The organism is Caulobacter sp. CCG-8, assembly GCF_037402475.1.
Lineage (GTDB): Bacteria > Pseudomonadota > Alphaproteobacteria > Caulobacterales > Caulobacteraceae > Caulobacter.
This window is the reverse complement of the sequence record NZ_JBBEUD010000014.1, coordinates 91,127-103,188: the sequence shown is the minus strand read 5'-3', so window position 1 is coordinate 103,188 and position 12,062 is coordinate 91,127. Positions and strand designations below refer to the sequence as shown.

The following is a 12,062-nucleotide window of genomic DNA, read 5'->3' as shown; positions in this document are numbered from 1 at the left end:
AACAGTTGTCATCCCGGAAGCCCCGCAGGGGCTGTCCGGGACCCAGGGGACTGGGCCAGCGCTTTGCGGTTCACCTGGGTCCCGGACAAGCGCTGCGCGCTTTCCGGGATGACAACTGAAATTCGAAGCTTCTGCGCCCTGGGAACGAATTCAGTGCGCGAACAGCGCCAGCGGCACCGCGTCGGCCATGGCCTTGTAGCCGGCCAGCGAGGGGTGCAGGCCGTCGCCGGAGTCGAAGGCCGGCGACAGCTTGCTGGGGTTGGCCGGGTCGGCCGTCAGCTTGTCGAAGTCGATCACCGCGTCGAAGCGGCCGGGCGTGCGGATCCAGGCGTTGATCGCCTGGCGGTCCTGCTCGTTGGCCGCGTCGGGGTGGTAGTAGCCCGAGCCGCCGAACGGCATGACGGTGGCGCCGTAGACCTTGATGCCCCGCTCGCGGGCCCGGCGGATCATCTGGTCGTACGAGGCGATCATCCGGGCCACCAGGGCGGCGTGGGCCTCGGGCGTGGCGGGCTGGTCGCGGGTCAGGGTGCCCAGGTCGTTCACGCCCTCCAGCAGGATCACGTACTTCACCCCGGCCTGGTTGATCACGTCGCGGTCGAAGCGGGCCAGGGCGTTGGGGCCCAGACCGTCCAGCAGCAGGCGGTTGCCGCCGATGCCGGCGTTCAGCACGCCCACGCCTTTCGTGCGCGGGTCGGCCTGCAGGCGGGCGGCCAGGATGTCGGGCCAGCGGTTGTTGCCGTTGGTGGTGACGCCGTAGCCGTCGGTGATCGAGTCGCCGAAGGTCACCAGGCTGGCGCCCGCCGGGCGCTGGACATCAACGGCCGCGATCACGAACCAGCGGTCCAGCGACTTGGCGTTCGTCAGCTCGGCGGCGGTCAGCTGGTCGCCGGAGGCGAACCACGAGGTGGTGCGCGAGCCGGGGTGGCTGGTCTGCTGGGCGGGCGGCGCGCCGTCGAAGCGGATCGTGATCGCCAGGTTGGCCAGGGGCGCGGCCGGGAAGTCGATGGGGTCGGACAGGTATTCGGCCCCGGCCGGGATCGTCGTCTCCGGGCGGACGGAGAAGGTCAGGGCGCGGTCGCTGGCCGGGTCGATGCGGGCCGAGCCGGGGGCGGCGGCCAGGGCCACGTGGACGCCGGCCAGCTTCAGCGGCTCGGTCCCGAAGGCGTTGGACAGCTTGATGCGAATCTTGCCGCCGCCGGTGCTGAGCCGCAGCGTCTGGCGCAGCGTGCCGTCGGCGACGTCGGCGGCGGGCAGGGCGTCCTTGGCGGCGGGAATCATCTGGGCCGTGGCCCACGAGGCGACCCAGCGCTCGCTCTGCGCCGGCTTGGCGGGCGCGGCCCAAGCGACCGTGGGCGCGATCGAGATAGGGCCGGCGCCGATCGAAAGCGCGATCGCCAGCCCGACCAGGGCGCGTTTACCGATATCCATGCTTCCTCCAAGCCCGTCCGACGAAGGGTCTTTGTCTGCTCGCCCCCGACTCTGGGGGATGGAATGAGACCGGTACCATAAAAAACTTGAGTGGTCAGACCTCTCCTTCCATACTGTGGACCAACGTCGGCGAGCAACGCCGCCACCGTCCGTTCGACGGTCCGTTCCATCGTGGGGAAACGAAAGAGATCATGAGCCAGACCGTCACCCGCCGCACGCTCGGCGTCAGCCTGGCCGCCCTGGCCGCCGCCACCTCGACCCTCGCCCGCGCCGCCGCGCCCAAGGGCGGGAAGGGCGACAAGCCCCTCTACAAGGACCCGACCCAGTCGGTGGAGCTGCGCGTCCGCGACCTGCTCTCGCGCATGACCCTGGAGGAGAAGGCCGCCCAACTGGTCGGGATCTGGCTGACCAAGAACAAGATCCAGACCGACGCCGGCGAGTTCTCGCCGGAGGCGGCCAGCAAGAATTTCCCCAACGGCCTGGGCCAGATCTCGCGCCCGACCGACCGCAAGGGCCTCAAGCCCGCCACGGTGGTCGACGCCGCCGCCGGCGCCGACGACGGCTCGGTCAACCGCAACGCCAAGGAAACCGCCCGCTACATCAACGCCGCCCAGAAGTGGGCGATGGAGAAGACCCGCCTGGGCGTCCCGCTGCTGATGCACGACGAGGCCCTGCACGGCTATGTGGCGCGCGACGCCACCAGCTTCCCGCAGGCCATCGCCCTGGCCTCGACCTTCGACACCGAGATGACCGAGAAGGTCTTCGCCGTCGCCGCCCGCGAGATGCGCGCACGCGGCTCGAACATCGCCCTGGCCCCGGTGGTCGACGTGGCCCGCGATCCGCGCTGGGGCCGCATCGAGGAGACCTACGGCGAGGACCCGCACCTGTGCGCCGAGATCGGCCTGGCGGCGATCCGCGGCTTCCAGGGCAAGACCCTGCCGCTGGCCCCCGACAAGGTGTTCGTCACCCTCAAGCACATGACCGGCCACGGCCAGCCCGAGAACGGCACCAATGTCGGCCCCGCCCAGATCGCCGAGCGCACCCTGCGCGAGAACTTCTTCCCGCCGTTCGAACGGGCGGTGAAGGAGCTGCCGGTCCGCTCGGTCATGCCGTCGTACAACGAGATCGACGGCGTGCCCTCGCACGCCAACCGCTGGCTGCTGACCCACATCCTGCGTGAGGAGTGGGGCTACAAGGGCTCGGTCCAGAGCGACTACTTCGCCATCAAGGAACTGATGGCCCGCCACAAGATGACCGACAATCTGGCGGACACGGCCGTGATGGCCATGAACGCCGGCGTCGACGTCGAGCTGCCGGACGGCGAGGCCTACGCCCTGCTGCCCGAGCTGGTGAAGTCGGGCCGCATCCCCCAGGCCGCCGTCGACCAGGCCGTCGAGCGCGTCCTGGCCATGAAGTTCGAAGGCGGCCTGTTCGAGAACCCCTACGCCGACGAGAAGACGGCCGACGCCAAGACCGCCGCGCCCGACGCGATCGCCCTGGCCCGCGAGGCCGCCCGCAAGGCCGTCGTGCTGCTGAAGAACGACAAGGGCCTGCTGCCGCTGGACCCCTCCAAGTTCAAGCGCATGGCCCTGTTGGGCACCCACGCCAAGGACACCCCGATCGGCGGCTACAGCGACATCCCGCGCCACGTGGTGTCGATCCTGGACGGTCTGCAGGCCGAGGCCAAGAAGAGCGGCTTCGCCCTGGACTACGCCGAGGCGGTGCGGATCACCGAGAGCCGCGTCTGGGCCCAGGACGAAGTCAAGCTGGTCGACCCGGCCGTCAACGCCAAGCTGATCGCCGAGGCCGTCGAGGTGGCCAAGAAGGCCGACATCGTCGTCATGGTGCTGGGCGACAACGAGCAGACCAGCCGCGAGGCCTGGGCCGACAACCACCTGGGCGACCGCGATAGCCTGGACCTGATTGGCCAGCAGAACGACCTGGCCAAGGCGATCTTCGACCTGGGCAAGCCCACCGTGGTGTTCCTGCTGAACGGCCGTCCGCTGTCGGTGAACCTGCTGGCCGAGCGGGCCGACGCCCTGGTCGAGGGCTGGTACCTGGGCCAGGAGACCGGCAACGCCGCCGCCGACATCCTGTTCGGCCGCGCCAATCCCGGCGGCAAGCTGCCGGTCAGCATCGCCCGCGACGTGGGCCAGCTGCCGATCTACTACAACCGCAAGCCCACGGCCCGCCGCGGCTACCTGTTCGACGAGACGACACCGCTCTATCCGTTCGGTTTCGGCCTGTCGTACACGACGTTTGACATCTCGGCCCCGCGTCCGGCCAAGGACCAGATCGGGACCAACGAGAGCGTCAAGGTCGAGATCGACGTGACCAACACCGGCAAGGTCGCCGGCGACGAGGTGGTCCAGCTCTACATCCACGACGAGGCCGCCTCGGTGACCCGTCCGCTGCTGGAGCTGAAGCACTTCAAGCGCGTGACCCTGGCCCCCGGCGCCAAGCAGACGGTGACCTTCGAGGTCTCGCCGCTGGACCTGTCGCTGTGGAACCTGGACATGAAGCGCGTGGTCGAGCCGGGCAAGTTCACCCTGCTGTCGGGCCCGAACTCGGCCCAGCTGAAGCCGGCGACGCTGACGGTCGCCTAGGGCGCGGGACCCCCTCAGTCGCTCCGCGACAGCTCCCCCCGAGGGGGTATCTGTTCGGCGCAGATCCTCCCCCTCGGGGGGGGAGGTGGCCCGAAGGGCCGGAGGGGGCGCGCGAAGTGAAGTTTTGGGAGTAGACCCATGATCCGCACCGCCGTGTCCGCCCTGGCCCTGGCGGCGGCCCTCGCCGTGGGCGTGGCCGTCGCAGCGCCGGCCCGGGCCGGCGAGCCGGCGGCGGTTTCCGCCACCCCGGCGGCCGGCGCCTTCCCGCTGATCGCCGCCGGGCGCTCGGCGCGGATCGAGACCGACGTCACCGACTGGCCGGGCGTGCTGCGCGCGGTCAACGACGTCCGCGGCGACCTCTCCAAGCTGTCGGCCGACGCCCGGCCGGCGCAGGACGCGCCGGTGGTGATCATCGGCACGATCGGCAAGAGCGCCGCCATCGACGCCCTGATCGCTTCCGGCAAGCTCGACGTCACCGGGGTCAAGGGCCAGTGGGAGGCCTTCGTCCAGCAGGTGGTCGAGAACCCGCGTCCGGGCGTGGCCCGGGCCCTGGTCATCGCCGGCGCCGACAAGCGCGGCACGATCTTCGGCGCTTATGACCTGATCGAGCGGGCCGGCGTCTCGCCCTGGAGCTGGTGGGCCGACGCGCCGATCCCGGTGAAGGACCAGGCCTATGTCGCCGCGGGCCGGCGTGTGCAGAAGCCGGGGGTCAAGTATCGCGGCATCTTCCTCAACGACGAGGACCCGGCGCTGTCGGGCTGGGCCCAGCAGCGGTTCGGCGGGGTGAACCACGAGTTCTACGCCAAGGTCTTCGAGCTGACCCTGCGCCTGAAGGGCAACTTCCTGTGGCCGGCCATGTGGGGCAAGTCGATCTATGACGACGACCCGCTGAGCGCGCCCCTGGCCGACGAATACGGCGTGGTGCTGGGCACCTCGCACCACGAGCCGCTGGGCCGCGCCCACGTCGAGTGGGAGCGCTACGGCCAGGGCCCGTGGGACTACGGCAAGAACCCCGACAAGCTGCGCGACTTCTGGCGCGAGGGCGTCAAGCGGATGGGGGCGAACGAGAGCGTCCTGACCGTGGGCATGCGCGGCGACGGCGACGAGCCGATGACCCAGGGCACGGCGACCAAGCTCCTGGAGACCATCGTCGCCGACCAGCGCAAGATCATCGGCGAAGTGACGGGAAAACCGCCGGAAAGCAGCCCGCAGGTCTGGGCGCTCTACAAGGAGGTGCAGGACTATTACGACGCCGGCATGCGCGTGCCCGACGACGTGACCCTGCTGTTCTCGGACGACAACTGGGGCGACATCCGGCGGCTGCCGGAACCGGGCAAGACCCGGCCGGGCGGCTACGGCGTCTACTACCACTTCGACTATGTGGGCGGGCCGCGGAACTACAAGTGGCTCAACACCAACCAGGTCTCGCGCACCTGGGAGCAGATGAAGCTGGCCCGCGACTACGGCGCCGACCGGCTGTGGATCGTCAATGTGGGCGATCTCAAGCCCATGGAGCTGCCGACCGAGTTCTTCCTCGACATGGCCTGGGACCCGGACGCCATGACGGTGGGCAAGATGGCCGGCTTCACCCGCGACTGGGCCGCCGCCCAGTTCGGCCCCGACCACGCCGACGAGATCGCCGCCCTGCTGGACGGCTACACGCGCCTGAACGCCCGCCGTAAGCCCGAGCTGATCGACGGCTCGACCTTCAGCCTGGTCAATTTCCGCGAGGCCGAGCGGGTCGAGGCCGAGTGGGCCGACCTGGAGCGCCGCGCCGACGCCCTGCGCCGCGTGTTGCCGAAGGACCAGGACGACGCCTTCTTCCAGCTGGTCTGGTTCCCGATCCAGGCCAGCGCCAACCACACCCGGCTCTACATCGCCGCCGGCCGCAATGCGCTGTACGCCAAGCAGGGGCGGATGGCGGCCAACGCCGAGGCGGGCAAGGTCCAGGCCCTGTTCGCCCGCGACGCCGAGCTGGTGCGCCAGTGGGACGAGGACCTGGCCGGCGGCAAGTGGCGCAAGATGATGAGCCAGACCCACATCGGCTACACCTACTGGCAGCAGCCGCCGAGCAATGTCATCCCCGCGACGACGCCGGTGAAAGCCGCGCCCGGCTGGGGCGTGGCGGTCGAGGGCCGGGCCGAAGTGGTGGCCGACGCCGCCGACCTGCCGCCCCTGGCCCGCGACGGCGCCGCCGGCCGCTGGATCGACGTGTTCAACCGGGGCGCCGCGCCCCTGGCCTTCAGCGCCAAGGCCGGCGAGCCCTGGCTGAAGGTCGCGTCCGGCCCGGCCGCCGCCAATGGCGACACGCGGCTGGAGGTTTCGGTCGACTGGAAGGCCGCCCCGGCCTCGGCGCGCCGGGTCCCGATCGTCCTGACCGGCGCCGACGGCAAGACGGTGACGGTCACGGCGGTGGTCGACGGCGCGCCGCGCAAGACCGCCAAGGGCGCCTTCGTCGAGGCCGGCGGACCGCTGGCCATCGAGGCCGAGCACCATGCGGCGGCTGCAAGCGCGGGCGGCGTCTCCTGGACGACCATCCCGGGCCTGGGCCGGACCCTTTCGGGCGTGACCAGTTCGCCCTCGACCGCGCCGTCCAGCGCGCCGGGGCAGGGGGCTTTCCTCGACTACGCCGTCGACCTGGAGCAGGCGGGCGACTTCGACCTGCGGGTCTTCACCGCCCCCAGCCTCGACTTCCGGGGCGGAAGCGGTCTGCGCTACGCTGTTTCGCTGGACGACGCCCCGCCGGTGATCGCCAACCTGCACGAGGGCGAGACCCGCACGGGCGAGGGCCAGAAGAGCTGGGAGAAGGCCGTGGCCGACAACACCCGCGTCCAGACGATCCGGCTGACCGCGGCCAAGGCCGGCGCCCACCGCATCCGGCTGTGGCGCGTCGATCCCGGCGTGGTGTTCGAGCGGCTGGTGATCTCGCGCGGCGAGCTGCCGGCGAGCTATCTGGGACCGGTGGAAGGCGTGCGGCGCTAGGGCTTTGTTTCGATCCCGGGCCCTGCGATAGTCGGGGCGAGACGAGGAGGCTGAAGATGCGTCCTTTCCCGTTGAGGCTCGCGATCCTGGCCCTCGCCGTTACAGGTGCTGGGGGCCTGCTGGCCGGGGCCGTCCAGGCCCAGCCCGCGCCGGGCGGGCGGAGCTGGGGCAAGCCCGGGATCTCGTTCCTGCAGTACCGCACCGACGCCGTCGAATGCGCCTGGCTGGCGGGCAGCGCCACGCCGGTCTCCGTGCCCACGGTCGATCAGGTGTTCGCGATGGACGGCCAGGACATCTTCGAGGTGATCGAGAGCGCCAAGCGCAGCCAGTACCGCACCTTCAACAACGTCGCCGACCAGCTGGAACCGGCGCTGGAGACCTGCCTGCGGGGCCGGGGCTACCGGCCGTTCAAGCTGACCGACGTGCAGGACGCCCAACTGAAGCAGCTGAAGCGCGGCTCGACCTCGCGGCATCGCTACCTCTACGGTCTGGCGATCGATCCGGACGTGCTGAAGGGGCAGGGGCTGTAGGGCTCCAGGTCCCCAGGCGCCGCCGGCGGCGAGGAGGAGCTGGGCATGTTCGACGTCGCCGGATCCTGGACGCGGTTCGTCCCGATCGGGCGCTGGCTTCCGGCCTATCGCCGCAGCTGGCTCTCCACGGACATCCTGGCGGGGCTGGCGCTATGGGCCGTCATGGTCCCCGAGGGCATGGCCTATGCCGGGATCGTCGGCGTGCCGGCGATCATGGGTCTCTACACCCTGGCCCCGCCCCTGATCGCCTACGCCCTGTTCGGGACCTCGCGCACGCTGGTGGTGGGGCCCGACACCGCCACCGGCGTGATCTCGGCCCTGACCGTGGGGGCGCTGGCGGCGCGGGGCTCGGCGGACTTCGGGGCCCTGACCGGCACGCTGGCCGTGCTGATCGGCGTGTTCTTCCTGCTGTTCGGCCTCCTGCGGCAGGGATGGATCGCCGCCTTCATCGCCACGCCGGTGATGCGCGGTTTCATCGAGGGGCTGATCTGCGTCACCATCCTCGGCCAGGTCGCGCCGCTGCTGGGCCTGCACGGCGTCCAGGGCGACGTCTTCGAGAAGCTGCGGTTCATCGCGCGGAGCCTGGACCAAGTCGCGCCCGCGGCGGCCCTGACCGGCCTCCTGAGCCTGGCGGCGATGCTGGCGCTGCGCCGCCTTTCGCCCCGGCTGCCCGCCGCCCTGATCGTCGCCGTGGCCGGCGCGGCGCTGGTGGCGCTGCTGGGGGCGACGGCGGCGGGGGTCAGCGTGGTCGGGCCGCTGCCGTCGGGCCTGCCGCACCTGACCCCGCCGCGCGTGTCGCCGGACCTGCTGTTGGCCCTGACCCCCGGGGCGCTGTCCATCGTGCTGGTGGGCTACGCCGAGGCGCTGGGCGCCGCCCGGGCCGACGCGGACGGCGACGACGTCGATCCGAACCAGGAGCTGATCGCCCACGGCTTCGCCAACCTCCTGAGCGGCGTCCTCGGCGGCTTCCTGGCGGTCGGCAGCCTGTCCAAGACCTCGGTCGCCATCGGCGCCGGCGCCCGGACCCAGGTCGCCAACCTGGTCGCGGCCCTGCTGTGCTTCCTGACCCTGATCTTCCTGACGCCCCTGTTCCACGGACTGCCGCACCCGACCCTGGCCGCGATCGTCATCGCCGCCATGCTCCACTTGTCCAAGCCCGCCTACCTGCGCCGGCTGGCGGTCGAGGCGCCCGGGGAATTCGCCATGATGGTCGTGGTGATCGCCGGCGAGCTGGTCCTGGGCGTGATGCAGGGGATCGCTCTTGGCGTGCTGCTCTCGCTCCTGATGCTGATCTACAAGGCCAGCCATCCGAAGAGCGCGGTGCTGGGCAAGCTGCCCAAGGAGCAGGCCTATCGCGACATCCGCCTGCACCCCGACGCCCGGACCTTCCCGGGGCTGCTGATCTTCAATCCGGGCGGGGACCTGTTCTTCGCCAGCGCCGGCCATTTCGAGCGCGAGCTGAAGGCGGCCGTGGCCAAGGCGTCGCCGCCGATAGGACACGTGCTGATCGACGCCAGCGCGATCAGCCTGGTCGACACCAGCGCGTGCGACGTCCTCCTACGCGTGATCCGTGGCCTGAAGGACGACGGCGTCTTGGTCGCCTTCGCCCGCGTGCGCGACCCGATCAAGGACCGGCTGCAGCGCGCCGGGATCGTCGACGCCGTGGGCGAGGGGGCGTTCTATGATCGCCTGACCGACGGGGTGACCGCCGCCCTGGGCCATCGGGTCGCCTGAAGGCGCCTAGAGGCAGGCGTCCCGGACGATGGTGGCGTCGAAGGTGTCGGGCTCGGGGGCGGTCCAGGCGGCCTCGGTGAAGCCCAGGGCCTGGGCTGGGCCCTCCAGGTTGTTGTCGGCGTGGCGATAGGCCTTCAGTCGGCGGAACTTCTGCCTGGAGCAGTCGACCTCCTCGACCAGCTTTTCCGAGCGGTAGGGCGCCAGGGCGACGCCGTCGGCGGCGTCGGTCTGGACGGCCTGGTACTCGTGGCGGATCCAGACCTCCTGGTAGGGCGAGCCCGGCGGATTGGCGGCGGTCTTGGCGAAGACCAGGATCGAGCGGTCCTGGACGCCGCCGATGAACGGCCAGTCGCGCGGCTGGACCTTGTCGGCCCACAGCGGGATGGGACGGGTCGCCTGCTTCTCGGGCGAGACGGTCACCGGGGCGACGGCCGTGGGGGCCTCCTGGAGGGGAGCCGTCTGCAGCATCAGGATCAGACCGAGCATGACCGCCTCCCGGGGATAGCGCTGTCAGATGGCGACGCGCTTGGCGATGGCGCTGCGCCGGGCGCCGGTCTCCTGCTTGGCCCGTTCGACGGCTTCCGTCTCGGTGGCGTGCAGCAGGTGGTCGATGACGCGTTCCAGGTGGTCGCGCATGGCCTGGCGGGCGGCGGCCGGATCGCGGGCCTTCAGGGCCTCGAACACCCGGCGGTGCTCGACGATGCGCGGCTCCAGCCCCATGCCGCGGGCGCGGGTCAGGATGTTGCGGGCCAGGGGCGAGCGGTTACGCCAGTCCCACAGGTTCTCGATCGTGGCGATGATCGCGCCGTTCCCGGAGGCGCGGGCGATGACCATGTGGAACTCGCGGTCGGCGTCCTCGCCGAGGATCTCCTCCTCGCGGGCCATGCGCTCCATCAGCGCCTCGAGTTCCTGGATCTGGTCGTCGGTGATGGCGGTGGCGGCCAGGGCGGCGGCCTCGCCCTCGAACAGGCGGCGGGCCTCGATCAGCTCGAACGCCCCGATCTCGAAGGCCGGCTCGGCGCTGGCCGGGGTGACCGGGCGCACGTCGCCGGTGACATAGATGCCCAGACCGTGGCGGGCCTCGATCATGCCCAGCATTTCCAGGGCGATCATGGCTTCGCGCAGGGTGGGGCGGCTGACGCCGAACTGCTCGGCCAGCTCGCGTTCCGTGGGCAGGCGGTCGCCAAGCTTGTACTGGCCGCCCTCGATGGCCTCGGCGATCGAGTCGGCGATGCGGCGGTAGAGCTTGACGTTCTCGGCCATGTGTCTTCGTCAGTTTCTTGGCGGCGGACCCGAGGGCCCCTCAGACTCGCGATAGCATAACCGACCTGACCCGCGCGGGCTATTTTTGACACCGGTCCCCAAAGTCCGACTTTCGTCCTAAGGCCTTGGCGAAAAACGATGTCGGGACAACCTCACCAGTCGTGCATGGAGCCGTCCTCGCGACGGGCGATGGGCAGGTAGGCGCGCTTGTAGGGGTGCTTGGCCGCTTCGGCCTCGTCGATGTCCACGCCCAGGCCGATCGCCTCGCCCGGATGCAGCATGCCGTCGGCGAAGCTGTAGGCGTGCGGGAACACCGCGTCGGTCGCCTCGGTGTGGCGCATGTATTCCTGGATGCCGAAATTGGGGATCGACAGGTCGAAGTGCAGGGCCGCGGCCATGCACACCGGCGACAGGTCGGTGGCGCCGTGGCAGCCGGTGCGCACGTGGTGCAGGTCGGCGAAGCTGGCGATCTTGCGCAGGTGGGTGATGCCCCCCGCATGGACCACCGTGGCGCGGATGTAGTCGATCAGCTGTTCCTCGATCAGCTGCTTGCAGTCCCAGATCGAGTTGAAGATCTCGCCCACGGCCAGCGGGGTGGTGGTGTGCTGGCGGATCAGGCGGAAGCTGGCCTGGTTCTCGGCGGGGACGGCGTCCTCCATCCAGAACGGCCGGTAGGGCTCCAGGTCCTTGCCCAGGCGCCCGGCCTCGATGGGCGTGAGGCGGTGATGGACGTCGTGCAGCAGGTGCAGGTCCCAGCCCAGCTTGTCGCGGGCCGCCTCGAACAGGGCGGGGGCGCTGCGCAGGTACTTCTCGGTCGACCACAGGCTTTCGGTCGGCAGGTCGCCGTCGGCCGGCTCGTAGAAGAACTTGTCCTTGGAGACGCCGTAGACGCCCTTCAGGCCCGGCACGCCGGACTGCAGGCGGATGGCCTTGTAGCCCTTCTCGGCGTAGGCCTGGGCGTTCTCGAGGGTCTCCTCGACCGTCGCGCCGTTGGCGTGGCCGTAGACCATCACGCCGGTGCGGCAGGCGCCGCCTAGCAGCTGGTACAGGGGCAGGCCGGCGATCTTGGCCTTGATGTCCCACAGGGCCATGTCGACCGCCGCGATGGCGGCCATGGTCACCGGGCCGCGACGCCAGTAGGCGCCCTTGTAGAGGTACTGCCAGATGTCCTCGATCTGATGGGCGTCGCGCCCGATCAGGCAGGGAATCACGTGATCGGCCAGATAGCTGGCCACGGCCAGTTCGCGGCCGTTCAGCGTGGCGTCGCCGACGCCGTGCACGCCGTCGCTGGTCTCGATCTTCAGGGTGACGAAATTGCGCCCCGGACAGGTGACGATGACGCGAGCGGCGGTGATCTTCGGCATGGGACGCTTTCGTTGACCCGACGTTGACGCAATTGGCAAAAGTCGGATGGTAGCGGTATCGGTCTAAATCAGACGGGGCAGTTGTCAACCTATTGGTCTGACCACTGGCTTCATGGTGTCTCGACCTTTGCTAAAGGTAGCGGTATCACAAGATC

At 70.3% G+C, this 12,062-nt stretch carries 8 protein-coding genes; 4 read left to right on the top strand and 4 right to left on the bottom strand.

The features are described 5' to 3' along the window. Positions 1-150 precede the first annotated feature (150 nt). Complete coding sequence (locus WAE60_RS15035; protein ID WP_337687397.1) at positions 151-1,428, bottom strand: SGNH/GDSL hydrolase family protein; 1,278 nt, start codon at positions 1,426-1,428, stop codon at positions 151-153. Between the two features lie 191 nt (positions 1,429-1,619). On the opposite strand from WAE60_RS15035, the gene WAE60_RS15030 reads away from it, so the two are divergent. From WAE60_RS15030 to WAE60_RS15015, 4 genes are all read left to right on the top strand, one after another. Next, entirely contained in the window at positions 1,620-4,034 is a 2,415-nt protein-coding gene (locus tag WAE60_RS15030) for a glycoside hydrolase family 3 N-terminal domain-containing protein (RefSeq protein ID WP_337687396.1), read from the top strand. 138 nt (positions 4,035-4,172) lie between these two features. Beyond that, positions 4,173-7,016: a glycosyl hydrolase 115 family protein gene (locus tag WAE60_RS15025; RefSeq protein WP_337687394.1), complete on the top strand. Its 2,844-nt coding sequence runs from the start codon at positions 4,173-4,175 to the stop codon at positions 7,014-7,016. 56 nt (positions 7,017-7,072) lie between these two features. Then, on the top strand, positions 7,073-7,546 hold the full coding sequence (locus WAE60_RS15020) for a hypothetical protein (protein ID WP_337687392.1): 474 nt from the start codon (positions 7,073-7,075) through the stop codon (positions 7,544-7,546). 45 nt (positions 7,547-7,591) lie between these two features. Then, a complete protein-coding gene (locus WAE60_RS15015) occupies positions 7,592-9,280 on the top strand; it encodes a SulP family inorganic anion transporter (RefSeq protein WP_337687390.1) in 1,689 nt (562 codons plus the stop codon). A gap of 6 nt (positions 9,281-9,286) precedes the next feature. Here WAE60_RS15015 and WAE60_RS15010 read toward each other — a convergent pair whose 3' ends face one another. The 3 genes from WAE60_RS15010 to manD all read right to left on the bottom strand — a co-directional run bounded on the left by WAE60_RS15010 (position 9,287) and on the right by manD (position 11,907). After that, positions 9,287-9,766 carry a surface-adhesin E family protein gene (locus tag WAE60_RS15010; RefSeq protein ID WP_337687389.1) on the bottom strand — a complete coding sequence of 160 codons (480 nt, stop codon included), beginning with the start codon at positions 9,764-9,766 and terminating at the stop codon, positions 9,287-9,289. 24 nt (positions 9,767-9,790) lie between these two features. Beyond that, positions 9,791-10,543, bottom strand: coding sequence for a FadR/GntR family transcriptional regulator (locus tag WAE60_RS15005; RefSeq protein WP_029912751.1), 753 nt, complete (start codon positions 10,541-10,543; stop codon positions 9,791-9,793). A gap of 152 nt (positions 10,544-10,695) precedes the next feature. After that, positions 10,696-11,907 carry a D-mannonate dehydratase ManD gene (gene manD / locus WAE60_RS15000; RefSeq protein WP_337687388.1) on the bottom strand — a complete coding sequence of 404 codons (1,212 nt, stop codon included), beginning with the start codon at positions 11,905-11,907 and terminating at the stop codon, positions 10,696-10,698. Positions 11,908-12,062 lie beyond the last annotated feature (155 nt).